This is a genomic window from Aeromonas enterica (genome assembly GCF_054052465.1).
Window position 1 is genome coordinate 71,548 of the sequence record NZ_JBSTYL010000001.1, and the last position, 25,362, is coordinate 96,909.

At 60.1% G+C, this 25,362-nt stretch carries 17 protein-coding genes, 5 tRNA genes and 1 riboswitch; of the genes, 13 read left to right on the top strand and 9 right to left on the bottom strand.

All coding sequences use genetic code 11. From position 1 onward, the window contains the following. Positions 1 to 26 precede the first annotated feature (26 nt). The 7 genes from gltX to ACW5XD_RS00340 all read left to right on the top strand — a co-directional run bounded on the left by gltX (position 27) and on the right by ACW5XD_RS00340 (position 2,393). Positions 27 to 1,442, top strand: a complete 1,416-nt coding sequence (gene gltX, locus ACW5XD_RS00310) for a glutamate--tRNA ligase (protein ID WP_456493115.1) — start codon at positions 27 to 29, stop codon at positions 1,440 to 1,442. A gap of 14 nt (positions 1,443 to 1,456) precedes the next feature. Then, complete coding sequence (locus tag ACW5XD_RS00315) at positions 1,457 to 1,588, top strand: glutamyl-tRNA synthetase (RefSeq protein ID WP_223955721.1); 132 nt, start codon at positions 1,457 to 1,459, stop codon at positions 1,586 to 1,588. 237 nt (positions 1,589 to 1,825) lie between these two features. Continuing rightward, positions 1,826 to 1,901: transfer RNA gene (locus ACW5XD_RS00320), tRNA-Ala, on the top strand. A 28-nt stretch (positions 1,902 to 1,929) separates the two neighbouring features. Then, positions 1,930 to 2,005, top strand: a tRNA-Ala gene (locus ACW5XD_RS00325). Between the two features lie 64 nt (positions 2,006 to 2,069). Next, positions 2,070 to 2,145 (top strand) — tRNA-Ala (locus tag ACW5XD_RS00330). A 48-nt stretch (positions 2,146 to 2,193) separates the two neighbouring features. After that, positions 2,194 to 2,269, top strand: a tRNA-Ala gene (locus tag ACW5XD_RS00335). A gap of 48 nt (positions 2,270 to 2,317) precedes the next feature. Then, a tRNA-Ala gene (locus ACW5XD_RS00340) sits at positions 2,318 to 2,393 on the top strand. A 128-nt stretch (positions 2,394 to 2,521) separates the two neighbouring features. Here the strand turns inward: ACW5XD_RS00340 and ACW5XD_RS00345 are convergent. Next, positions 2,522 to 4,666, bottom strand: a complete 2,145-nt coding sequence (locus ACW5XD_RS00345; protein ID WP_456493116.1) for an ExeM/NucH family extracellular endonuclease — start codon at positions 4,664 to 4,666, stop codon at positions 2,522 to 2,524. 296 nt (positions 4,667 to 4,962) lie between these two features. Next, positions 4,963 to 5,048: riboswitch (cyclic di-GMP riboswitch) on the top strand. 116 nt (positions 5,049 to 5,164) lie between these two features. Between ACW5XD_RS00345 and ACW5XD_RS00350 the strand changes: the two genes are divergently transcribed. Beyond that, on the top strand, positions 5,165 to 8,197 hold the full coding sequence (locus tag ACW5XD_RS00350; protein ID WP_456493117.1) for a glycosyl hydrolase family 18 protein: 3,033 nt from the start codon (positions 5,165 to 5,167) through the stop codon (positions 8,195 to 8,197). A gap of 251 nt (positions 8,198 to 8,448) precedes the next feature. On the opposite strand, the gene ACW5XD_RS00355 is transcribed toward ACW5XD_RS00350, so the two are convergent. The 7 genes from ACW5XD_RS00355 to ACW5XD_RS00385 all read right to left on the bottom strand — a co-directional run bounded on the left by ACW5XD_RS00355 (position 8,449) and on the right by ACW5XD_RS00385 (position 16,211). Beyond that, positions 8,449 to 9,684, bottom strand: coding sequence for a tetratricopeptide repeat protein (locus tag ACW5XD_RS00355; RefSeq protein WP_456493118.1), 1,236 nt, complete (start codon positions 9,682 to 9,684; stop codon positions 8,449 to 8,451). 11 nt (positions 9,685 to 9,695) lie between these two features. Then, positions 9,696 to 10,331: an energy transducer TonB gene (locus tag ACW5XD_RS00360; RefSeq protein WP_456493119.1), complete on the bottom strand. Its 636-nt coding sequence runs from the start codon at positions 10,329 to 10,331 to the stop codon at positions 9,696 to 9,698. A 16-nt stretch (positions 10,332 to 10,347) separates the two neighbouring features. Beyond that, complete coding sequence (locus ACW5XD_RS00365; protein ID WP_456493120.1) at positions 10,348 to 10,755, bottom strand: ExbD/TolR family protein; 408 nt, start codon at positions 10,753 to 10,755, stop codon at positions 10,348 to 10,350. Between the two features lie 67 nt (positions 10,756 to 10,822). Then, on the bottom strand, positions 10,823 to 11,350 hold the full coding sequence (locus ACW5XD_RS00370; RefSeq protein ID WP_016351823.1) for a MotA/TolQ/ExbB proton channel family protein: 528 nt from the start codon (positions 11,348 to 11,350) through the stop codon (positions 10,823 to 10,825). A 10-nt stretch (positions 11,351 to 11,360) separates the two neighbouring features. Further along, complete coding sequence (locus ACW5XD_RS00375; protein WP_456493121.1) at positions 11,361 to 12,734, bottom strand: MotA/TolQ/ExbB proton channel family protein; 1,374 nt, start codon at positions 12,732 to 12,734, stop codon at positions 11,361 to 11,363. Then, positions 12,731 to 13,495 (bottom strand): DUF3450 domain-containing protein, encoded by a 765-nt coding sequence (locus ACW5XD_RS00380; RefSeq protein WP_456493122.1) that lies wholly within the window; start codon positions 13,493 to 13,495, stop codon positions 12,731 to 12,733. The genes ACW5XD_RS00375 and ACW5XD_RS00380 overlap by 4 nt, the downstream gene beginning before the upstream one ends. Positions 13,496 to 13,604: 109 nt before the next feature. After that, positions 13,605 to 16,211, bottom strand: a complete 2,607-nt coding sequence (locus tag ACW5XD_RS00385) for a TonB-dependent receptor plug domain-containing protein (protein WP_456493123.1) — start codon at positions 16,209 to 16,211, stop codon at positions 13,605 to 13,607. A gap of 735 nt (positions 16,212 to 16,946) precedes the next feature. On the opposite strand from ACW5XD_RS00385, the gene ACW5XD_RS00390 reads away from it, so the two are divergent. From ACW5XD_RS00390 to ACW5XD_RS00410, 5 genes are all read left to right on the top strand, one after another. Then, a complete protein-coding gene (locus tag ACW5XD_RS00390) occupies positions 16,947 to 17,972 on the top strand; it encodes an ABC transporter permease subunit (RefSeq protein ID WP_456493124.1) in 1,026 nt (341 codons plus the stop codon). A gap of 106 nt (positions 17,973 to 18,078) precedes the next feature. After that, the gene (locus tag ACW5XD_RS00395) at positions 18,079 to 19,122 is read left to right on the top strand and encodes an ABC transporter permease (RefSeq protein WP_456493125.1); all 1,044 of its coding nucleotides are present in this window, start codon (positions 18,079 to 18,081) and stop codon (positions 19,120 to 19,122) included. A gap of 82 nt (positions 19,123 to 19,204) precedes the next feature. Continuing rightward, positions 19,205 to 21,022: an extracellular solute-binding protein gene (locus ACW5XD_RS00400; RefSeq protein WP_456493126.1), complete on the top strand. Its 1,818-nt coding sequence runs from the start codon at positions 19,205 to 19,207 to the stop codon at positions 21,020 to 21,022. A gap of 25 nt (positions 21,023 to 21,047) precedes the next feature. Further along, the gene (locus ACW5XD_RS00405; protein WP_456493127.1) at positions 21,048 to 22,043 is read left to right on the top strand and encodes an ABC transporter ATP-binding protein; all 996 of its coding nucleotides are present in this window, start codon (positions 21,048 to 21,050) and stop codon (positions 22,041 to 22,043) included. Continuing rightward, positions 22,040 to 23,041 (top strand): ABC transporter ATP-binding protein, encoded by a 1,002-nt coding sequence (locus tag ACW5XD_RS00410; protein WP_456493128.1) that lies wholly within the window; start codon positions 22,040 to 22,042, stop codon positions 23,039 to 23,041. The genes ACW5XD_RS00405 and ACW5XD_RS00410 overlap by 4 nt, the downstream gene beginning before the upstream one ends. A 675-nt stretch (positions 23,042 to 23,716) precedes the next feature. Here ACW5XD_RS00410 and ACW5XD_RS00415 read toward each other — a convergent pair. Continuing rightward, positions 23,717 to 25,168, bottom strand: a complete 1,452-nt coding sequence (locus tag ACW5XD_RS00415; RefSeq protein ID WP_456493129.1) for an aminoacyl-histidine dipeptidase — start codon at positions 25,166 to 25,168, stop codon at positions 23,717 to 23,719. Positions 25,169 to 25,362: the final 194 nt, after the last annotated feature.

Here is a 25,362-nt window from a genome sequence, read left to right on the forward strand (position 1 = left end):
CAAGGCCCTCTACACAAGGCTTAAAGATGAAAGTCAAAACCCGTTTTGCTCCCAGCCCGACCGGCTTTTTGCATGTCGGCGGTGCCCGTACCGCACTCTATTCCTGGTTGTTTGCAAAGAGCCAGGGCGGTGAGTTCGTGCTGCGTATTGAGGATACCGACCTGGAACGTTCCACTCAGGAGGCGATCGACGCCATCATTGAGGGCATGGAATGGCTGGAGCTGAACTGGGATGAGGGCCCCTACTACCAGACCAAGCGTTTCGATCGCTACAACGGCATCATCGACGAGATGCTGGCCGATGGCCGTGCCTACAAGTGCTACTGCTCCCGTGAGCGACTGGACGCGCTGCGCGAAGGCCAGATGGCCAGCGGCGAGAAGCCCCGCTATGACGGCAAGTGCCGTGATGCGGCCCACGATCACCCGGCCGATGCGCCCCACGTCATTCGCTTCCGCAACCCCACCGAAGGCGCCGTGGTATTCGATGACCACGTGCGTGGCCGCATCGAGTTCGCCAACACCGAGCTCGACGATCTGATCATCCGTCGTACCGATGGTGCGCCGACCTACAACTTCTGCGTGGTGGTCGATGACTGGGACATGGAGATCACCCACGTGGTGCGTGGCGAAGACCACATCAACAACACCCCGCGCCAGATCAACATCTACAAGGCCCTGAACGCGCCTGTGCCTGAGTTTGCCCACGTCTCCATGATCCTGGGCGACGACGGTGCCAAGCTCTCCAAGCGCCACGGCGCCGTCTCCGTGATGCAGTATCGCGACGATGGCTACCTGCCGGAAGCGCTGCTGAACTATCTGGTGCGTCTGGGCTGGTCCCACGGCGATCAGGAGATCTTCAGCCTGGAAGAGATGATCAAGCTGTTCAGCCTGGATGCCATCTCCAAGTCCGCCTCCGCCTTCAATACCGACAAGCTGCTGTGGCTGAACAACCACTACATGCGCAGCCTGGATCCGGCCTATGTGGCCAAGCACCTGGTCTGGCACATGGCAAATCAGCAGATCGACACCAGCAAGGGCCCGGCCCTGCCAGAGGTTGTCACTCTGCTGGCCGAGCGCTGCAACACCCTGGTAGAGATGGCCGCCCAGAGCCGTTACCTGTTCGAAGAGTACGAAGCGATTGACGAAGCGGCTGCCAAGAAGCACCTGCGCGGCGTCGCTGCCGAGCCGCTGACACTGGCCAAGGCCAAGCTGGCTGCACTGGAGACCTGGACCACCGAAGCGCTGCACGAGCTGATCGAAGCGACCGCCGCCGAGTTGGGTCAGGGCATGGGCAAGGTCGGTATGCCGCTGCGTGTGGCCGTGACAGGTCTGGGTCAATCCCCAGGTATCGACGCTGTGATGGCGCTGGTGGGCAAGGAGCGGGTACTCGCCCGCATCGATCGCGCCCTGGCGTATATCGAAGCGCGTATGGCTGCCGAGTAAGCTTGCCGTCGACATTGCCGTCACCGGTCTGGGGTAATCTCTCCCCCGGCATCGACGCCGTGATGGCGCTGGTGGGCAAGGAGCGGGTACTTGCCCGCATCGACCGCGCTTTGGCGTATATCGAAGCGCGCATGGCCGCTGAATAAGCGCCTGTTATGGCATGCGAAAGGGCTCCCGCGAGGGGGCCCTTTGTTTTTGTTGGCTAACCAGATTTGTGACATAAAACAGCGAGATAGCGGCAAGGTTGCCGGTAAAAACAGCTAACTGATTGAATTTTGACTAAACGCGCGAATCGATGTTATTTTTGGGTTGACAGCAAAGCGGGTGATGCCTATCATGCGCCTCCGTTGCCGGAGATAACTTTGGTAGCGCCGAGGTGAGTTGGGGTTATAGCTCAGCTGGGAGAGCGCTTGCATGGCATGCAAGAGGTCCGCGGTTCGATCCCGCGTAGCTCCACCAAATTCTCCTCGAACAATCTGGAATCAAAGGGGTTATAGCTCAGCTGGGAGAGCGCTTGCATGGCATGCAAGAGGTCCGCGGTTCGATCCCGCGTAGCTCCACCAGGTTCCGATTGTAAAATGCAGTACCCAGGGCAGTGCGGTGTGTATCACCCAGGCCGACCTTTGTGGGGTTATAGCTCAGCTGGGAGAGCGCTTGCATGGCATGCAAGAGGTCCGCGGTTCGATCCCGCGTAGCTCCACCACTATTTGCGACAAATGGCCGCCAGAACCATTTGTTGAGTACGAAGTTTGGGGTTATAGCTCAGCTGGGAGAGCGCTTGCATGGCATGCAAGAGGTCCGCGGTTCGATCCCGCGTAGCTCCACCACTATTTGCGACAGATGGCCGCCAGAACCATTTGTTGAGTACGAAATTTGGGGTTATAGCTCAGCTGGGAGAGCGCTTGCATGGCATGCAAGAGGTCCGCGGTTCGATCCCGCGTAGCTCCACCAAATTCTTGTTACAAGAAGCCGAAAGGCCACCGTTATCGCGGTGGCCTTTTTGTTTTGGCTCATGCCCATCGCTTGCCCGTAAAAAAGCCCGCATCGCAGCGGGCTTTTGGCGTGATGGCAAAGCCGCATCAGCTGCGGCGACGGCGCCAGGCCAGCGGCAGCAGGGCCAGCAGCAGGGCGCCCATGGCTCCGCCACCGCCGCTGCTCTCTTCCTTCAGCTTGAGATCGACGATGATGGGATCATGGTCGGAGGCGCTGAACGGGTTGCCGGACTTGATCATGTCGCCGCTGAAGTCACGGCCGTACTCGAACAGGCTGCTCTCGAACGAGTTGATGTGCCAGTCGGCGACCGCCACTACCTTGCTGGCCAGCGCCGGGTTGGCGAGGGCATAGTCCAGGGTGCCGAGCTCGGCCTCGTAGCTGTAGGAGATGGCCTTCTCCTTGTTGAACTTGACGTTCATGTCCACCAGGCCGTAGCTCTTGCTCACCTCGCTGCCGGTCTGCTCATAGACCTGAGCGCCGAGGAAGGTCTGGGAGGCGGAGACTATCTTGCGCTGACCCTCGGTCGGCACATAGTCGGTCAGTACCCGGATAGCATCTTCCCTGGCGTAGGAGTTGAAATCCCCCACCAGCAGCACCTGGCCCGGCAGCGAGTTCACCGCCTCGCCCAGCACCTTGGCGGCGCTGACCCGGAACTCGGTGCACTTGCCCTGCAGATCGGCGGGCTCCTTGCCGTCCAGGTTTTCGAGGCAGCCTGATCCCTTGGATTTGAGGTGGTTGACCACCAGGGTCAGCGGCTCCTTGCTGCCCTCGATGGTGAAGCTCTGCACCAGAGAGTCACGCTGGGAGGCCTGTTTCTCGACCCCTTTCGCATCCTGGTATTTCTGCACCGGCAGCGTGATGACGCCGGCATCCCCCTGTGGCGTCAGCTTGGCGGGTCGGTAGATCATGGCCACCATGATGGCGTCGCCACCGAAGAAGCGCTCGTTGCCAAGCAGCGCCTTGGGCAGGGCCACGAGGGCGTACTGCTTGCTGGCGTCCTTCTGCTGGGCGTTGAGGCTTTGCACCAGATCACTGATGGCGGAGTGGCTGTCGAAGCCGTTGTTCTCCATCTCCATCAGGCCGAGCAGGTCGGCATCCATCTCCGTGATGGCGTTGACTATCTTGGTGCGCTGCAGCTGGAAGTCCTCCAGATTCTTGGCTCCGCGGTTGCAGCCCTTGGCGCTGTCCGCATCTGCCTGATCCTTGCACAGCACGTTTAGTGCTCCGCCCACGCTGGAGTGGCTGGTGAAGTAGTTGAGCACGTTGAAGCTGCCGATGCGCAGGTCGGTGCCATCGGCACGGGCCGGGGCGCTCTGGCGATCGTTGTCGCTGGTGCGCAGCAGATCGCCGGCGGTGATCACCTGATCCTGCGGCACGATCAGCCGGTATTCGTTGTAGCTGTAACTCACCAGCGCATCCAGATTGACCGGGGCATCGCCGATGCGCAGGTAACCCTGTTCCGGCTCCCAGCCCGGCAGCCAGGGCAGCTTGCCGTCGGCGGCCTTGAAGTCGGATTCGAGGAACACCCGGTTGTTGGCATTGGCCTTGGCCAGTGCCTTGGACTCTTTGCTGCCTGCATTGTGCAGCTGGGTTGGCTTCATCAGCGGCGCCTGGTGGGAGATCACCAGGTTGTTGCGTTTGGCGGCGTAGTCATAGCTGAAGTTGCGGCTTATCTTGAGCGCGCTGTCGGCATCCAGTCGTACCCGCATCCCTTCGTGACGCTCCAGTGCCCGGGCCAGGGTCTCGTTTTCCAGTACCCGCAGCGGCACGGCGGCAGGGGCCGTCCCCTGGGCGAGGACTTGCAGGCGCGGGGTGCCGCTGTCAACGACCGGCTTGAGCTGGGTGTGGTTGTAGTACTCCTCGACCTTGGCCTCCAGACAGACTTCGGCGCCCGGCTTGATGTCCGGGTACTTGCTGGCGAAGTTCTTGTCGTTGAGGTAGACGAAGATGCCGTCCGAAGTCTGGGGGTTGCCATCGCCCTGCACATCCTGCAGGTAGAAGCCCTTGTTGAGGCTCTCGCCAAGCGCGGAAACCACCGCCTTGACCATGACGCTCTGGGGGCTCTCGAACTTGTCGCTGGGAATGAGCGGACTCTTGTCGCCACTGCCCTGAATGACGGGGATGGGGGTGAGGGCACTGTCAGCCGGGCAGCTGAAGCTGGCGGCATGGAGAGACGGGGACGCGAGCGCAAGCCCCACGGCCAGCGACAGCAGGGTACGTGTTCCTTTCATAACGGTTCCTTTTTTATTTTTTGCCAGTGTTTCCATAGCCTTGGCGCATCGGCCAAGGGCGCGCATTGTCACATTTCTGGCATGTCATACCAGTGAGCCAACGCACATTACGGGGATGCAAATGAGGGCAATCTCGGTTTTTTTGACTTGGCTAACAGTATGAAATTAATGACAAAATCATTAATTCAACCAAGACGGGAAACTGTGATCTGGCTGGCATCCACATATTTTTCTTCGAGAATGAAGATTGAGACTCGGCTGGTTGATTCCTATACTCGGCTTGTTCCTCACGGAACCCAGGTAAAGGGCAAACCGGCCGAGAGGCCGGGACGCAATGCTTCCGGTCTTCAGATCAGTCGATCCAGATAGCGGGGCTTCCCGGGGTGATGGTGGAGTCTGTGGCAGGTCCATTGCCAGTTGTCTGCCCCCCATCACGCAGGTTGCGATTGTTCTTTGTCCTAGTGACCAATGCCAAGACAAAACAAGGAAGATAACAATATGCAACAGACCTTTAGGCCCAGCAGGCTTGCCATGCTGGTGGCCCTGGCTGCCATGCCCGCCTGGGCACAAGCCGCTTATCCCGCCTATCAGGCCGGCACCGCCTACAAGGCTGGCGATGTCGTCAGCAATGTCGGTAACCTCTACGAATGCAAAGAGTTTCCCTACTCCGGCTGGTGCGGGGCCTCGCCCTATCACTATGAGCCTGGCGTGGGGGCGGTCTGGGCCGATGCCTGGAAGCTCTATGGCGGCGAGGTACCACCACCGGCGCTCGGACTGGCAATCAGTTCGCCCACCGTTGGTAGCGCTTTCAACGAGGGCGCATCGGTGGCGCTCGCTGTGACCCTGAGCGGCAACAGCAGCGCCCTGGTCAAGGTCGAGTATCTGGTCGATGGCAAGCAGGTCGCCTTGAGCAGTGCATCCCCCTGGTCGGCCAGCTGGGTTGCTACCGGTGTCGGCCCCCATCAACTCAAATCTCGTGGGCTGGACAAGGATGGCAAGCTGCTGAGCGAGGCGGATGCCAGCTTCAGTGTCAACGCCGTGGTCGCGCCAGAAGCACCCAGGGTGAGCATCAGCAGCCCGGCCAGCGGTGCCAAGGTGACCCTGGGTCGCAGCGTGGCGGTCAGTGGCAATGTCACCGATGCCAACAACGACGTCGCCAAGGTCGAGCTGTTCGTCGATGGCAAGAAGGTGGGCGAAGACGTCAGCGCCCCCTGGCAGGTGAGCTGGACGCCCCAGAGCAAGGGGGCTGCCGGCCTCAAGCTGGTGGCGACCGACAAGGAGAACCAGATCGGCGAATCGAGCCAGGTCGATGTGCAGGTGGAAGAAGCGGCCCTGCCGCCCACAGGGGGCAACCTCTCCTGCGACATCCGCCAGATCTATCGTCCGGACGGTTACGAGTGCATGGGGGATGACCACGCCCGTCGCGTCATCGGCTACTTCACCTCCTGGCGTACCGGCAAGAACGGTCTGCCTTCCTACCTGGTGAGCGACATCCCCTGGGACAAGATCACCCACATCAACTACGCCTTCGCGGCGGTGGATGAGCAGAGCCACCTGATCAAGGTGGACGATGCCGCCACCAAGATGACCTGGAACGGGGTGCCGGGCGCCGAAATGGATCCCGAATTCGCCTATCAGGGCCACTTCAACCTGCTGTCGAAGTACAAGAAACAGTATCCGGACGTGAAGACCCTGATCTCGGTGGGTGGCTGGGCCGATACCCGCGGCTTCTACACCGCCACCACCAAGGGCGACTGCTCGGTCAATACCGCCGGCATCAGCGCCTTTGCCGACTCGGCGGTGAGCTTCATTCGCCAGTACGGTTTCGATGGGGTGGACGTGGACTACGAGTACCCCACCTCCATGAAGGATGCGGGCAACCCCAACGACTTCCCGCTCTCCAACCAGTGCCGTGCCAAGTTGTTCGCCAACTACGAGGTGCTGATGAAGACCCTGCGGGCGCGGCTCGACAATGCCGGCACCGAGGACGGTCGCAAGTACATGCTGACCATTGCCTCGCCGGCGTCGGCCTACCTGCTGCGCGGCATGGAGAACTTCCAGGTCACTCAGTACCTGGATTACGTCAACCTGATGACCTATGACTTCCACGGTGCCTGGAACCACTTCGTCGGTCACAACGCGGCCCTGTTCGACAACAATGCCGATCCCGAGCTCTCCCACTGGGGCGTCTATAGCCAGGCCCAGTTTGGTGGCATCGGCTATCTGAACGCGGCCTGGTCTGCCCACTACTTCCGCGGCGCACTGGCGGCCGGCAAGATCAACGTGGGTGTGCCCTATTACACCCGCGGCTGGCAAGGAGTGAGCGGCGGCAGCAACGGGCTGGGCGGCAAGGCAGCCCTGCCGAGCCAGAGCGATTGTCAGCCGGGCACCGGTGGCAGCACGATTCCGTGCGGCAACGGGGCGGTCGGCATCGACAACATCTGGCACGATGTGGACAAGAACGGCAAGGAGATAGGCGGCGGCGCCGTGCCCATGTGGCATGCCAAAAACCTGGAGAACGCGGCCAGCCTGGGCATCACGACTCTGCCAAGCTATGGCACGGCCTGGGGTCTGGATCCCAACAATCCGGCCCACGTGATGCAGGGCAAGTACGTTCGTTACTATGATGACAAGGCGCAGGCCCCTTGGCTGTGGAACGAAGAGAAGAAGGTGTTCCTCTCCACCGAAGATGAAGAGTCCATGGGTCACAAGCTGGACTACATCATCAAGCGGGGCCTGGGCGGGGTCATGTTCTGGGAGATGGCGGGCGACTACGCCTTCGATCCGGCCAAGAACGAGTACGGCATGGGCAGCACTCTGACTACTCTTGCCTACGAGAAGTTCGCCAAGGCGACCCCGTACAACGCCAAGCAGAACGAGCTGGCTGCGCCGAGCGCCCAGCTCGACATCGCGGTGAGCCTCTCCGGCTTCAAGGAAGGGGACTCCAACTACCCGATCAACCCGAAACTCAAGCTGGTCAACAAGTCGACCCAGACCATTCCGGGCGGCGCCAAGATCGAGTTCCTGGTGCCCACCTCCACCTCTGACACCATCACGGATCAGAGTGGCATGGGGCTGAAAGTGGTGGAGAGCGGTGGCAACGACAACTCGGAAGGCATTGCCAACGAGAAGGACTTCCACAAGGTCGCCATGACCCTGCCGAGCTGGCAGACCCTGGCACCGGGTGCCGAGGTTGAAGTCGCCATGACCTACTACCTGCCCGCCGCCGGCGTGCCGAGCGGGATGCGCATCATCAGCGGCAGCCAGACCATAGGGCTCAAGGCCGAGTTCCCGACCCTGCCGGAGGCCGTACTGGGCTCGGGTGGCGGCGAGAATCCGGGCGGCGCCACCTGCAGCAGCCAGAACGTCAATCCGGCGGCCTACAAGGCCTATCCGACCTGGCCGCAAGGGGATCACGCCAACGGCGGCGATCGCGTGACCAACAACAAGGTGGTGTGGCAGGCGAACTGGTGGACCAGCAGTGAACCCAAGGCTACCGATGGCAGCTGGAAGCAGGTATGTAGTTACTGATAACCCCTGCATGGGGTCTGGGCTGCCGACGCCATTCGTGGCAAGGCAGCACCAGCAAGCAGCATGATCAATCCGGAGCTCAGGCTCCGGATTTTTTATGGCGGAGTATATAAAGAGGGGAATAAAAAAGACCGCTCCGAAGAGCGGCCAATTGCCACCAAGGCAACCTGCGGGTGAACCCCTTGTCATATGCAGCGGGCGGGGAGGGGCCCCGCGCTGCAGTGCGGGGCCGGGGCCAAGTCGCACCTTGTTTATTGAGTGACGGCGCCGCCCTGTTGCTCCTTGAGGAAGTTGATCCAGGGGGAGGCGCGGCCACTGACGTTGCCATGCTGGGCGGCCTGGGTGAAGGCACTCAGCGCTTCCTTCGGTTTTTGCTGCTCAAAATAGGCGACCCCGGTCAGGAACTTCAGATCGGCGCGTTGTTCACCATTGGCATTGGCCGCAGGCTTGGCGGCCAGGGCCACCAGATCCTGATAGCGTTTGCTCTGGATCATCATGCGCGCCATCTTCAGCTGCAGTTCGGCATCCGGAGCCAGCTGGTAGGATCTCGCCAGGGTATCGATGGCGGGATCCAGCTCCTTGGCCTGATGCCAGTAGTTGGCCAGTGCCTTGTAGTTGGTCGCGCTGCTCTCAATGGTGCCCTCCTTCATTGCCTTCTCCATCACGCGTGCCGCGCGATGAGGAATGCCGGCGAAGGCCAGGTAGTTGGCTAGGCGCTGCAACTCGGCCGCCTCGGTGAGCATGCCGAGGTTGTAGGCCGATTCCAGCGCCGCCAGCGCCTTGGCATCGTTGCCCGCCTGCATGTGCATGGCTGAGAGCTGGGTCCAGTACTTCTTCTTGGCCGGGTACATGTCGACCAGGGTCGTCAGTACTTCGGTGGCAGGTTTGTACTGTTTCAGCTCGTAGTGGGCCGCCATTTTCAGCAGATACCAGGATTCCGGCGCCTTGCCCGCAGAGAGCTTGATCGCGTTGTCCACCGCCGGGATGGCCTCCCGATACTGCTTGAGTTGTACGTGGGCGTTGGCCAGCGTGATGTAGGCATGCGGGGTCGGCTTCTCGTCCTTGCCCTGGCTCGCGAACCACTGGTTCATAGTACTGATGGAGGCCTTGAAGTTGCCCTCCGCCATATAGAGCTGGGCCAGGTTGTAGCGTACCTGCTGGGCCACCGGTTGCGGCAGGCCGCCGGTGGCGATGGCATCGGCAAAGTACTTGGTCGCCTGACCGTACTTCTCCTGCTGCGCCGCCACGAAGCCGAGGGTCTGCAGTATCACCCCCTTGTCGTAGACCCGCTCGCCGGCGCCGGACAGCGCCTCCTGCAGCTTGGCATTGGCCTCGCCGTATTTCTTCTCGGTGATCAGTGCCTGTGCCTTGTTGACCGCGCGATAGGCGCGGTCGGAGAGGGCCGGCTGCTCGGCGGCCCAGCTGGCAGTGCTGAGCAGCACCGCCATGGCAACCGGGGCGAGGATCAGGGTGTGTAACTTTTTCATCGCCACCTTCCTTAGTTGACCGCAAACTCGATTTCTTGCTGCATGCGGGTAGCCTGCGCCTTGCCATCGACCATGGCCGGTTTGAACGTCCATTTGGCGATGGTCTTGCGGGCCTCCTTGCCGAGGTCATAGCTGCGGGGCTCTTCTTTCACGATCCGCACGTTGCTGACGGTGCCGCGTTCGGTGACGGTGAACTCCACCAGTACCTTGCCGGAGGCGAGGCCGGCCAGCGCCGCCTTGCGGGGCATCATGGGCTCGAAGGTCGCCATCGGAATGGCACCGTTGTTGCCACCCATGCCACCACCACCGCCGCCTGTGCTGTAGGCTCCGAGGGCGTTGCCGCCGCCTATGTTGACCGGAATGTCGAGTTTGGGCATGTCCATCGGCGAGCTCTCCATCTGCGGCCGCTCCGTGCTGGCCACTTCCATCTCGGGAGGGGGAGGCGGCCGGTTCGGCGGCGGCGGCTTGGGCAGCTCGCGTTGTTTCTCTTGCAGCGTCTCCTGGGGCTTGAGGCGGATGAAGTCGGTCATGCTGACGTCTTCGGATTCCACCAACTCCCGGTGATCCGGTGTGATGAGCTTGTTCATTCCCAGAAACAGGAAGAACACCACCACACAGGAGACAGCCAACGATATCAGGTATCTCATAGCGCTCGCTCCGGCATCAGCTGCTCTTGTCTGCCGCGATGGAGATGCTTTGGACACCGGCCATGCGGATCTGATCCATGACCTGGACCACCAGACCGGAACGGGATTCTGTATCGGCCTGGATCACCACTGCGCTCTCCGGGTTCTCGGCCCGCAGCCGCTCGATGTTGGCGCGCACGGCACCCACTTCGACGATGCGCTTGTCGACCCAGACCTGACCATTTTCGCGAACCGCGACCATGATGTTCCCCTTCTTCACCGTTTCGGCCGTGCTGGCGCTCGGGCGGTTGATCTCCACGCCGGACTCCTTGACGAACGAGGTGGTGACGATGAAGAAGATCAGCATGATGAACACTATGTCCAGCATGGGGGTCAAATCGATGGCCGCCTCATCAGCACTGCTGTCGCTGTGACGTTTTCTCATGGCAAAAACTCCTTGCTTGTTCTGTGCCCCCGCCAGACTCGCGCCCGGCGGGGGAGTGCATCCTGCATCAACCGTGTTTCAGGTTGTCTTCCAGCTTCTCGACCGCCAGCTTGGCCTTGTGATCGAGCTGGTTGACAAAAAACAGGCCGGAAAGGGCGGCAATCATGCCCGCCATGGTCGGTACCGTCGCCTTGGAGATACCCGAGGCCATCGCTCTGGGGGAGCCGGTACCGGTGATGGCCAGGGTGTCAAATACCTGCACCATGCCGACCACGGTTCCCAGCAGCCCCATCAGCGGACAGAGCGCGATCAGCACCTTGATGACCGGCATTCCCTTGTCTACCGCCATGGCCACCCGGGAGACCAGCTCGCGGCGGATCTGCTTGGCAGACCAGGAGAGGTGATCGCTGCGGGCCAGCCAGGTCGCCTTGGTCTGCTTCACCTGCTTGGGGTAGACCGCCATGAAGTAGAACCAGCGCTCCAGCAGCAGGGCCCACATCATCAGGGTCAGGAAGAACAGGGCGACCAGTACGTCGCCCCCCAATCCCAGAAACCGGCGGACCGACTCGACTTCTTCAATCAACCAGAACCACATGGGTGACTCCTTACGCTGCGGCTTTGGAGGCGTGCAGACGTTCCTGATAACGGGCGACGAAACCGGCGCTCTGCTCTTCCAGCACCTGGATGAGACGACGGCTCTGGGTCTGCACTATGGTGTAGAGGAACAGCATGGGCACGGCCACGACCAGACCCTGCATGGTGGTGACCAGGGCCTCCGAGATACCGCCTGCCATCAGCTTGGGATCGCCGGTACCAAACAGGGTAATGGCCTGGAAGGTGGCGATCATGCCGACTACGGTACCCAGCAGACCCAGCAGCGGTGCGACCGAGGCGATCAGCTTGATGATGCTGATGCCCTTTTCGAACTTGGGCACGTTGCGCAGGATGATCTCGTCGAGCTTGGATTCCAGATCCTCGATGTTGTCACCGCGATGGCTCTGGTAAGCCCCCAGCATGTCGCCGATGGGGTTGCCCTTGATGATCTGATCGGATTTCAGCTGCTTGCGCATGGATCCGCCGATGAGGGAGAGACGGGCGCCGCAGAACAGGGCCAGCAGGGTACCGAGTACGCCGAGCACCATGATGACGTAACCCACTTCACCGCCCTGATCGACCCGCTCCTTGAAGGTGGGCGACTGTACCAGCAGGGAGAGGATCACGCCGCGGGACGGGTCGACGAAGATGGGCTTGACGCCGCCACCACCCTGTTCAAACTCGGCGATGGGCTCCAGCACCCCTTTGTCGGGCTGACGGGGCAACTGCTCGAACTTGCCGGTTTCCGGTACGAAGGTCAGGTACTTGCCCTCGGAGACGGTATTGAACTCACCGATCTGGGTGACTGTCTTCTCGGCCTGGTTGCCCTCGCCGTACACCACGGTCGCCGGCATCTGGCTCACCTTGCCACCATCGACCATGCGGCTGAGGGTGGTGGTCCAGAAGGCGGTCAGGTCATCGCTGGAGGGGAGTTCCTTGCTCTCTGCCAGGCGGGTCAGCAGCACCGCCTGCTCCGGGTGCTCGACCCGGCGGGCGGAGGCGTTGAAGATCCCCTTGAACTCACCGGCAAACTGGCGCAGCACGCCAAACATCTCGCCCATGTTGCCGGAACGCTGGCGCAGGGTGTCGGTCAGCTCGGTCAGCTGTTTGTCGTTGGCATCGAAGGTGGCCTTGAGCTGCTCCCCCTTGGCGGTTTCGGCGGCAAGCTCGGCCTTGGCTTTGGCCAGCAGGGCGCCTTGCTCGTTCTTGTCGGCCAGGAAGCGGGCTTCCCGTTCCTTGTTGAGCTGGGACTCGCTCAGGCTGGAGGCTTTGACCTGGCTCAGCAAGGCGTTCAAATCCACCGGTTTCTCGGCGGCGGTCACCGGCAGGGTGATCAGCGTGGCTCCCGCAATCAGGGAGGCAATGGCAAGTTTGATTCCTTTCATGATGCTTTCTCCGCAGTTTGAACCGGCAGCTTGATGAGCGCGGGGGGCGCCTGCTTCTTGGCGATACGCAAGCCCTGTTCGACTGCACTGCGATATTCCTGGGGCAACTCTTCCCATTGACGGGTCTTCTTGTTCCACATGCCGGTCTCATTGCCATCCGGGGATTGGTAGAGCAGGGCGATGCGGCCGACGCGCAGGAACTCGTAGGTCTTCTCGGTGCCGTTCTTGTCCAGACTGGCCTTGTAGGACTCGATGGTACGGCTGAAGCCCTCCTCGATCTGGTAGGCCTCCAGGATCTTGCGGTACTTCTCGGAGATGGTGACATCGGCACGGTTCATCAGGTCGGTCAGGGCCGCCACGCGGTCCTCGCGCTCGACCTTCTGGAACGGCAGATCCAGGGAGACGAACTGATCGAGGGAGTCGATCATCTTGAGCATCAGCGGCACCACTTCGGTGCTGGTCTGGTCGATCTGGGCGATCTGGCGCTGCATCGAGGCCAGCTCTGTGGTCTGGGAGTCGACCATCTTGCCCACTTGCTCGTTGTAGGTGCGCAAACTGTCGACCTGGCGCAGGGCGGCCTTGTACTGCGCCAGGGCAGACTCGGCAGACTCGGCATAGTTGTCGATCTTCTGCTGGGAAACTTTGGATGTATTGTCGGTGGCGGCTTGAGCGTCCACTGCCTGACCGGCAGAGGCGGCACTCAGATTGAAGCTGGTCAGCAAGGCAGCAGAAACCAGGCTGCCGAGGAGCGCTTTCTTCATTGTAATGGTCCTTGTCTTCATAGGATTACCCTATCTCCGTAACTTCCTTGGAACCTTGGGCAAAGCCGGCCCGACCGGGCCGGCTTGGGTTGTATATCAACGAGCTTGATTAGAACTTCTGGGTGTAGTCGAGGTAGTAGATGCGCCCGTCGATGCTGTAGAGCTCGTCGTCGTAGGTGAAGCCATCGCTCTCGAGGGACGGGCTCACGTTGAACATGTTCTTCACTCCGACCTGGATCTTGCCGTTCCAGGGGGCATCCACGCCGACGTTCAGGTTCCAGGTGGTCTGGGACGCGATGTGGCCCACTTCCTCACCGGTGTCGGCGATGTAGTCCTGGCTCTGGGAGTCGATGTAGCTGGCGCTCAGGTAGGTATCCATATTCCACCATTGGGGAACGTTGACACCCACGCCGGAACTGAAGCGCATCTGTGGCTTGCCGTTCTGGCCGATCTTGTCGATGACAGGACCGCCAGCGTACAGGCCTTCCTTGTAATCCAGGATGTAGGTGCCGCCCAGGTCATAGCGGATGGTGGCGGCGTTCAGGTCGTAGCGGTAATCCAGCTTCAGATCCAGACCGCTGGTGTTCAGGGTGCCCCGGTTGACCATGGGCGCGATAGCGCTGCTGATCTTGCCCTGGCTGTTGCGGGTGATGCTGCTGGAGCCGCCGCTGTTCAGTTCGTCATAGATGACGGACTGCAGGGTGTTCAGCTGGATCACGTCCTCGATCTTGATGGTGTAGTAGTCCAGGGAGAGGTTCAGGTCGTCCAGCGGGCTGTAGGCCACCCCGAAGTTCCAGGTATCCGCGGTCTCTTCCTTCAGATTTTCGTTGGCGGTGCGGGTGGTAGTGTACTGGCGGTTCGGGCAGTCGGCGGCCGAGATGCCGTTGGCCTCGCAGTAGACATAGTCCTTGGCCCAGTCGGCGGACTCAGAATCTGCCGAATAGAGGTCGCTCAGGCTGGGGGCGCGGAACGAACGGGACCAGGAGGTGCGCAGCATCAGGTTGTCCAGCGGCTGGTAGCGCAGGCTCGCCTTGGGCGAGAAGGCGCTGCCGAAGTCGCTGTACTTGTCGAAGCGGCCAGCCACGTTCAGTTCGATCTGTTCGGTGATGGGTACCAGGGACTCGATGTAGGCAGCTGTAACGTCCCGAACACCGCCGGAGGAGTTACCGGCGGAGCCGATGATGTTGCCGGCTTCGGATTGGGCATCGTACTTGTCGCTATAGACCCAGTCGTTGTACTCGGCCCCCGCGTACCAGCTGACCGGACCGGCCGGTAGTTCGCCCATGTCCCACTGGACACCAGCGTACCACTGGTAGAAGTCCATGGTGGCGCGGCGGCTGGTATCAGCGGCCATGGCGGCAGTGCTCTTGGAATCGAACTCGCCCCCGACGAACTTGCCGTCGGCGACTGCCTGCTGGGCAGCGGATTTCAGCACGTAACCGGTGCCGTTCTCCTTGTTGTCGGTCTTGGAGTACATGTAGCCGGCGTTCCACTGCATGTCGCCGACGCTTTCGGTGGCGATGGTGCCTTCGAAGCCGAGGTTCATGCTGCCGGTCACGTCGGTCACATAGTTATCACGGGGACCTACGTTGCTGAAGCGATAGTAGGCGTAGGCGGCTTCACCCAGACCCTGAGTGGCGGCAGCGTTCAAGCCGTTGTCGGTGAAAAACTGGGCATTTTTCGGGTTGGCCGGGTCTATGGTGAAGGCACCGGCGGCCGGTGCGAAGCGACCGAAACTCTCAACTCGGGAGCCGATGATCTGCGGCACGAAGTCCACGTTGTCGTTGATGTGGTAGCGACCGTTCACGTACAGGGTGTCACGGCTGCGGGAAGCGGTGGTGGCCGCGACCTGGCCGTAGTTGAAGTTACAGCCGTCCTCGAATCCGACGAAGGGTTCCTTGCAGGTGCCATCCGCATTGGTGGCGCCGGCCAGGGGGCCGTATTTCCAGATGGGATCGCCGTTGGCGTCAAGGCCGGTGATCCCTTCCACGTTACGGCCGTAGGCGCTGGGGGCATCATTGCCCTGCTTGGCCAGATAGCCCCGATCGCGGCTGTAGATGACGTCCTTCTTGTCGTGCTCGTAGACCGCCATCAGGGAGCCCTTCTCGCCGGCAACGCCTGCCACGATGGAGCCGCTCTTTTCGTCGCCGCCCTCTTCGCTCGGGGAGCCGATGCGGCCCTGGAAGTCCAACCCTTCGTAGCCCTCTTTGAGCACCACGTTGATGACACCACCGATGGCGTCGGAGCCGTAGATGGCGGAGCCGCCGTCCAGGTTGACTTCGACCCGTTCAACGGCCGCCATGGGGATGGTGTTCAGGTTGATAGAGGTACCGCCCATGGTGGGGGAACCCGCCACCCGCTTGCCGTTCAGCAGAACCAGGGTACGTTCTGAACCCAGGCCACGCAGGCCGACAGTGGATTGGGACTGGAAGGAGCTGCCGGAGGCAGGGGAGACGCCGCCGAAGGAGTTGTATGAGGCTTGTTTCAGGTAGTCAGCCACTGTCTGCTGACCGGATTGCTCGATCTTGGCCTTGGTGACGGAGACGACCGGGGTGGCACCCTCCACATCGACACGAGAGATGCGGGAACCGGTAACCTTGATTTTCTGCAGTTTTTCGACGTTTTGGCCTTCTTCGGCCATAGCGGGGGTAACTACCACTGCCGCGCTCGCCAAGGCAAACGCAACGGCAGCAGAGAGTCTGCTTTTCCTAAGCATCGCTTATATCCTTCCTGGTTGTTTTTTTGTTTGCTTCCATACCGCCCTCGTTGGAGCGATGCGTAAGGCTTATCAAGCTTTCGAGGTGGACGTCAATTGAGGCGGTACGGATGGGGTAGGGGGAGACAATAAGATGACTATGTTTTATTAGTTCGCCATTACCAGATTTTTATTCTGTCTTGTCATTCATTCACGATGTGAAATCGGTGTTAAATCGATTTGTTTCCATTTTATTGATTAATTTTGAACTTATTGATAACGGGTATGTCGCACTGATATTTATCTCGTGAAAGATGGTTTTTATAGAATTACCGGCTGTTTTTATGGTGGGTTATATTTCTGTTCAGTCTTGGCGTTTGGCAGAATTAAGACATGTGTATATAGATAGGGTAATTTGATTTGATTTGATTTTAACTATTTGTTTTGTAATGAATTATTGTTTTTATGTTGTTTTTTTATTATTTTAATTTAAAAGTTAAACAATGGTTGAGTTGGTCCGTGGGTAGTTTTTTATCTTGAAGTTGGGTTTTTCATAAAAAAATCACAGTAAATTCTGCTATTTGCCAAAGGTAGATATTACTCCCTTCGTTCTACTTGATTTTTGTTGCAGAGCTTTTACAGTGACCCAGCGGATTGTCTGCCAATAACAGCCTATCCAGTGAGTAATGCCAGGAAGGACAGGCCGGTCATAGGAATTGACTAGCCACACAAGAACAACAAGGACGAGGTTTCACCATGCTGTCGTATTTCTTACGCCGGATGTTTTTGATCATCCCGACGTTTCTCGGTATCACCCTGCTCGTCTTCACCATTACCCGTTTCGTGCCGGGCGGCCCGGTCGAACGCATGTTGTTGCAGGCGCAGGTGTCACAAAACGAGACCGGGCGCTCCAGTGGCAGCAAGGGGGCGCAGGCCCTCTCCGATGAGCAGATCGAGGAGTTGAAAGCATTCTACGGGCTGGACAAGCCCATGCTGGTCGCCTATTGGGAGTGGCTGCAGAAGCTGGCCGTGCTGGATCTGGGGGAATCGACCCGCTATTACGAGCCGGTATGGGGCCTCATCAAAGACAGGTTGCCAGTGACCGCGTTCTTCGGGCTGGCCACTTTTCTGCTGAGCTACGCCGTCTCTATTCCACTCGGGGTGGCCAAGGCCCTCAGGCACAACAGCCGCTTCGATTCGCTCAGTTCCATGCTCATCTACATGGCCTATGCGCTGCCCGCCTACGTGGTGGGGATCTTCCTCATCACCGTCTTCGCCTTCCATCTGGAATGGCTGCCCATGGGAGGCCCCCCGGGGGACGATTTCGATTCCATGGAGAGCAGCTGGGATCAGATCCGTACCGTCTTCGCCCACGCCCTGTTGCCGCTCATCGCCTACGCCATCGGCGATTTTGCCATCCTCACCATGACCATGAAGAACAGCCTGATGGAGAACCTGTCGGCGGATTATGTGCGCACCGCCGTGGCCAAGGGGCTGCCGTTTCGCAAGGCGGTCACCGACCACGCCATGCGCAACAGTCTGATCCCCATCGCCAGTCACTTGGGATCTGTGCTCACCGTCTTCTTCGGCGGCTCCTTCCTCATCGAAACCATCTTCAACATCGACGGCATCGGCCTGCTCGGTTACGAGGCGATCGTCGAGCGGGACTACCCCACCGTCATGGGCATTCTGGCCATCACCTCCATGTTGATGCTGGTGGGCAATATTGTCTCCGATATCTGCGTTGCCCTCGTTGACCCTCGCGTGCGGTTTGGAGAGTGAATATGAACTTGATCTCTCTTGTCATGCCGATGCTGATATCACGCCATATCGTCTCCGACATCTGTGCCCCCCTCGTTGACCCTCGTGTGCGGTTTGGAGAACAAGCATGAAGCTCAATCCGGTTACCTTGAAAAAACTCAAGCGTTTCAAGTCGATAAAGCGTGGTTACTACTCGTTTATTATCTTCACCACCCTGGTGCTGCTCTCCCTGTTGGCAGAGCTGCTGGTCAACAGCCGGGCGCTGATGGTGAGCTATCAGGGTCAGCTCCACTTCCCCACCTATGGTGACGTGATCCCGGGCAATTACTTCGGACTCGATTACGAGTACGAGACCAACTACCGCCAGCTCAAGGCCAAATTCGCAGAGGAAGGCAAGGGCGACTGGGTGCTGCTGCCGCCTGTGCCCTGGAACCCCTATGAGCAAGATTTCAAGCAGGATGCCTATCCGCCCTATGCCCCCAGCGCCGAGGAGCGCCATTTCCTCGGCACCGACACCAGCGGTCGCGACGTACTGGCACGGCTGGTGTATGGCTTTCGCATCGCCATCGGCTTTGCCTTCATCGCCCTGGCAGCCAGCTATGCCATCGGGGTCAGCATCGGCTGCATGATGGGTTTTCTCGGCGGGCGGTTTGACCTTGTGTTGCAGCGCTTTATCGAGATCTGGTCCCAGGTGCCATTTCTCTACGTCATCATGATCCTGGTGTCGCTGGCCAAGCCCAACTTCGGCCTGTTTGTCGGTATCAACGTGCTGTTTGGCTGGATGGGGATCACCTGGTACATGCGCACTCTCACCTACAAGGAGCGGGCGCGGGACTATGTGATGGCGGCGCGGGCGCAAGGGGCGAGCACCAAACGGATCATCTTCAACCACATACTGCCCAACACCCTGATGATGATCGTCACCCTGGCGCCGTTCGCCGTGGTGGGCAATATCTCGACCCTGACGGCGCTGGACTATCTGGGCTTCGGGCTGGCGCCACCAACCCCGAGCTGGGGCGAGCTGCTCTCCCAAGGTATCAACAATCTGGATGCCATCTGGATCGTCAGCTCGGTCGTCGCGGCGGTGAGTCTGGTGCTGATCATGGTCTCCTTCATCGGCGAGGCGATCCGCGAGGCATTCGACCCGCGCAAATTTACCCGTTATCAGTGACTCACGGCGTGCTTCATCGTCGTGGGTATCCAACCCTTAATTGAGATGCCCCCAGTGCAGGGGCTAGACATGGAAGTCAAGCATGAACAATAAAATCAAATGGATAGGTGCTCTCTTTCTGCTGGTGAACGGATCCTGGGGGTGGGCGGCCAGCCTGCCTGCGGATCTCAAGTGGGAGACCAACGATACCGACCCTGTGTTCGCTTCTCCCAAGGCGCTGCCCGGTGGTACTCTCAACCTCTTCATCGACAGCTTTCCGCTGACGTTTCGTACCGTGGGCCCCGACTCCAACGGCGCGTTCCGCTCCTTCATCCAGGACAACCAGCTGCGGCTCATCAGCTTCCATCCCAATACCGGCAACCCCATCCCGTCGCTGGCGACCCACTGGGCCATCGCGCCAGACAATCAGACCGTCTACTTCAAGCTGGATCCGCAGGCCAAGTGGTCCGACGGCAAGCCTGTCGTCGCCGATGACTACACCTTTGGCTACGAGATGATGCGCTCCAAGGACATCCGTGCCCCCTGGTACAACAACTACTACACCACCGAAGTGGTGGCGGTGGAGAAGGTTGACGATCACACCATTCTGGTCAAGACGGGCAACCGCAAGGCCAAGCTGGACCTGCTCAACACCACCGAGCTGTACCCTCAGCCCAAGCACTACTACAAGCTCACTCCCAACTGGGTGAAGCAGTACAACTGGGCTATAGCGCCCACCACTGGTCCCTACGTGATGAGCGACGTGAAGAAAGGCAAGTCCATCACCTTCAGCAAGCAGAAGGAGTGGTGGGCCCAGAGCTATCGCTACAACCAGCACAGATTCAACATCGACACCATCAAGGTGCAGGTGATCCGCGATCACAACATCGCCTTCCGTCACTTCCTGAAGGGGGAGCTCGATACCTTCGAGATGATCCTGCCCAACTGGTGGCATGAAAAAGCGGTCACCCCGGAGTACAAAAAGGGGTACGTGCAAAAGGTGATGGCCATGACCGACACCAAGCAGGGCGGTCAGGGCGTTCACCTCAATGTGGCCAACCCCAAACTGGCGGACATCAACGTGCGCATGGGCATCCAGCACGCCTTCAACATCGACAAGATGATCGAAACCGTGCTGCGCGGCGACTACGACAGAGCCACCACCTTCGGCTCGGGCTTTGGCGAGTTCACCAACGTCAAGCTGCCGGAGCGGGCCTATGACATCGGCAAGGCGCGGGAGTACTTTGCCAAGGGTGGCTACGCCAAGCCGGGGCCGGACGGTATCCTGCAAAATGACAAGGGCGAGCGGCTGACGCTGGCGCTCACCTACACCAGCCAGGAGCACTCCAAGCGGCTGACCGTGCTGAAGGAAGAGGCCAAGAAGGCCGGTCTGGATCTGGAGCTCAATCTGGTGGATGGCGCTACCGGCTTCAAAGTGATGCTGGAGAAGAAACACGAAGCAGCCTGGATGGGTTGGGCTGGCGGCGGTCTCTACCCGCAATATTGGGAGTCGTTCCACTCCGCCAACGCCAACAAACCGCAGACCAACAACCTGTTCAACGTGGCCGACAAAGAGCTCGACGCGCTGATCGACGCCTACAACGTCGAGTTCGACATGACCAAGCGGGCCGAGCTCTCTCGCCAGATCCAGCAGCGCATCTATGATCTGGCCATCTTCGTGCCCGGGGTACAGCTCAACTACGTGCGGGCCAGCAGCTGGCGCTACGTGATGCTGCCCGAGGTGCCCGCCACCAAGAACACGCCGGATCTGCTCTACTGGCCCATGGATGGCTACCCTCACAGCAGCGGCGGCCTGCTCTGGCTCGATCCCAAGGTGAAGGAAGAGACCCTGAAGGCCAAGGAGGCAGGGGAGGCGCTGACGCCCATCAACCTGCTCGACAAGACCTATGCACGTCATTGATGCCATTGATAAGGGAGCGGCCGTTATGCCCAACATACAGGCTCCCATCCTCGAGGTAAGCGATCTCGAGGTGGAGTTTGCCGTCGACGACGGCAAGATCAAGGTGCTCGACGGGGTCAGCTTCAAGGTCGCCCCAGGCCAGACGCTGGGCATCGTCGGCGAGTCCGGCTGCGGCAAGAGCGTCACCTCGCTGGCCATCATGGGGCTGTTGCCCAAGCCCCATGGTCAGGTGGTGGCGGGATCTATCCGCTTTCAGGGGGAAGACCTGCTCACCCTGGCGCCGGATCAGATGTACAAGGTGCGCGGCAACCGCATCTCCATGATCTTTCAGGAGCCGATGACGGCCCTCAATCCGGTGCAGACGGTGGGCGAGCAGTTGATGGAGGTGTTTGGCCTGCACAGACCCGATTACAACCGGGCCCAGCGCAAAGCCGCGGCCATCGCCATGCTGCAGAAGGTGGGGATCCCGGAGCCTGCCCAGCGCTTTGCCGTCTATCCTCACAACCTATCCGGCGGCATGCGCCAGCGGGTGATGATCGCCATGGCGCTCTCCTGCGAGCCGGATTTGCTCATCTGCGACGAGCCGACCACGGCGCTGGATGTCACCATTCAGGCCCAGATCCTGGAGCTGATGAAGGAGCTGCAGGCCCAGACCGGCATGGCCATCATCTTCATCACCCACGATCTCGGGGTAGTCGCGGAGTTGTGCGACGAGGTGGTGGTGATGTATGCCGGCCGGGCGGTAGAACAGGCCGACGTGTTCGAGCTGTTTGACCACCCGCGCCATCCATATACTCATGGTTTGATGAGCTCGATCCCGCGACTGGAAGACGTGCCCAAGAGCCTGCTCAAGACCATCAAGGGTCAGGTGCCGGCTCTGCACGAGATGCCGGCGGGTTGCCGCTTCTCCAATCGCTGCCCCCACGCCACCGACCTCTGCATAAGGGTCATTCCGGCGACCGAGCAGCTCGGTGCCCGGCATGGGGTGGCCTGCCATCACTGGAAGGAGTTGACGATATGACGGCGTTGTTGTCCGTGCGGGATTTGAAACAGCACTTCCAGCTTGGCGGTGGTTTTCTGCGCAAGAAGTATCGTGTCTATGCGGTGGATGGCATCAGCTTCGACCTCAAACAGGGGGAGACGCTGGGGCTGGTAGGGGAGTCAGGTTGTGGCAAGTCCACCCTGGGCCGTACCCTGCTCAAGCTGTTCGAGCCGACCGCAGGCCAGATAAGCTTCGAGGGGCGGGACATCACCCATCTCTCGCCCCGGGAGATGCGCTCTCTGCGCCAGGAGATGCAGATCGTGTTTCAGGATCCTGCAGAATCCCTCAACAGCCGCCACACGGTCGGCCAGATCCTGGAGGAGCCCTTCATCATCCACGGCCAGGGCAATGCAGAACAGCGGCGAGCCTGGGTGCTGGAGCTGCTGGACAAGGTGGGCCTGCCGAAGAGTGCGGTGGATCGCTACCCCCACGAATTTTCCGGCGGTCAGCGTCAGCGCATCGGCATCGCCCGGGCCATCGCCCTCAAGCCCAAGCTGCTGGTGTGCGACGAAGCTGTGTCGGCCCTCGATGTCTCGGTGCAGTCCCAGATTATCAACCTGCTGCTCAGCCTGCAGCGGGAGATGAACCTAGCCATCATCTTCATCGCCCACGACCTGTCGGTGGTGAAACACATCTCGGACCGGATTGCGGTCATGTACCTGGGAAGGATTGTCGAGCTGGCAGAGGCTCAAGCGCTCTATCTGGCGCCGCGCCACCCCTATACCCAGGCGCTCATCTCGGCCATTCCGGTGCCGGATCCGCGTCGTCGCAACCAGCGCATCCTGCTGACCGGCGATGTGCCGTCCCCCATCTCGCCGCCGAGTGGCTGCCACTTTCACCAGCGTTGCCCCTATGCCACGGACCTGTGCCGCCGTACGGCGCCGAGCCTGCGGATCTGTGATGGGGCGGCCCATCAGGTAGCCTGTCACTTCCCCCTGGCGTCGGTGGAGACTGTGCCCCTGGGAAAGGCGATATGATGCCGGTGCCCGCATCGCACCAGAGTGGCACGGGAGACAAGCAATAAAAAAATGGGGCCTGTGGGCCCCATCTTCATGGTTGGAGTTCAGGTTTGGCCGTGGAAAGTCTGGCCAGGGCAGGACCGCGGCCCCGAGAGGGGATGGCTGTTGCAATGATTATGATGTGTGTAATTTTACTACGTTAGATCTTTTTCTCCGATGCATCAGGCACCGTAACGGAAGTAATACTCACGGGTTGACGGGGCGTAGGTGTCTTTCTCTACGGCGCCTTTCTTGCTGGTTGCACCCTTAAGGTGGAACAGTACTGCCAGGTTCTCAAACATATATTCACCTCATCGCTCTGTTATCTAGTTGTAGTGTGTGACATGAGTCACAATTTGATCCTATGGTCTTATGTGAGCTGGATCAATTTTTTGCGTGGTAAATTTACATAAATCATGGAAAGGGTTTTCAAACCCAGTTCTGTTCATGGAGACGGTTTCAGAGCAACTCAGGGCACCATGGCGGGCCGAAAGTGAGCCCCTGATGGGCAGATGAAGGGCCGGGGTATTGAAAGAAAGGCGACCCTCAGGAGCCTGGCGTGGATGGCGGTGACGGGCACATGCGTGCAAAAAAATACCCCGCACTGGGCGGGGTATGCATCAGGTCGACTGCGGGTACAGAGGAACTGGCGCCTTATTTGGCCGGGATCTGCTCCAGCACGTGCACCAGCAGTTGCCAGAAGCGCTCGACGGCCGGGATGTGTACCTTCTCGTCCGGCGAGTGGGCACCGCGTATGGTCGGGCCGAAGGAGACCATGTCCCAGTCAGGATAGGCATTTTTGAACAGGCCGCACTCGAGACCTGCGTGGATCACCATGACGTTCGGCATCTCGCCGAACAGGGTCTGGTAGCTGTTGCGTACCAGCGCCATCACGGGGGAGTCCACGTCCGGCGCCCAACCAGGATAGGCTCCGGTAAATTCGCAGCTGGCACCGGCCAGATTGAACAGGGAGCGGGTCATCTGCTCGACGCTCTCGCGACCGGAGTCGATGAGGGAGCGGATCAGGCACTGTACATAGACTTCGCCATCCTGGGTCTTGATGACCCCCAGGTTGGTGGAGGTCTCGGTGACGCCCGGAATGGCATCGCTCATGCGCATGACCCCGTTCGGGCAGGCCATCAGGGCGTCCAGCAGGCGAGCCTGCAAGGTTTCGCTCATCAGCTTGGCGGGTTTCTCCTGAGCCGTGAGCAGCACGGTCAGGTTGGCTTCGGTGGCCGCCAGCTCGCTCTGGTAGATGCCGGCATAGCGGTCGACCAGAGCCTTGAATTCGTTGACGCTGGCGGCGGGCACCAGCAGCTTGGCACGGGCCTCGCGGGGGATGGCGTTGCGCAGGGTGCCGCCGTGGATTTCGGCCAGACGCAGACCCAGCGGTTCGGCCGCCTTGAGCAGGCGCACCAGCAGCTTGTTGGCATTGCCACGACCGCGGTGGATGTCGACGCCGGAGTGACCGCCACGCAGCCCCTTGACCTGCAGCTCGAACCCTTCGCCCTCGGTGGCGGCGACCTGCTCCAGCGGGAAGCGGATATTGGCATCCACCCCACCGGCGCAGCCCATGTAGACCTCGCCATCCTCTTCGGAGTCGGTGTTGAGCAGGATCTCGCCTTCCAGCCAGCCCGCTTCCAGCCCGAACGCGCCGGTCATGCCGGTCTCTTCGTCGGTGGTCAGCAGCACTTCCAGCGGACCGTGCTTGAGGTTCTTGTCGGCCAGCACGGCCAGGCAACCAGCCATGCCCATGCCGTTGTCGGCGCCCAGGGTGGTGCCGCGGGCAGTCACCCAGTCACCGTCTATATAGGCATCGATGGGATCCTGGGTGAAGTCGTGGTGGGTATCGGCATTGGCCTGGGGCACCATGTCGATATGGGCCTGCAGTACCACACCCTTGCGGTTTTCCATCCCCGGCGTGGCCGGTTTCTTGATGATGATGTTGCCCACGGCGTCTTGCTTGACCGCCAGGCCTTCCCCCTGGGCCCACTCGACTATCCAGGCGCTTAAGCGGGCTTCGTGCTTGGAAGGGTGGGGGATGGAGCAGATCTGTTCGAAGAAGTGCCAAATCAGTTTGGGAGAGAGAGAGCTAAGCTGTGCCACGTCGGGGCTCCTTACCAGCACGGAAATTGACCGGGCCCAGAGGGCCGAGGAAGAGGATAACGATAATACAGTCAATCACACAAAAATGTGAGCGATCAGCGCAAATTGCGCGCGGCTTGTGCTGGTAATCGGATTGTTCACAGCGTACAGCCGAGGTTGAGGTGACAATGCCCAGCACAAAAGAAATTATGTGA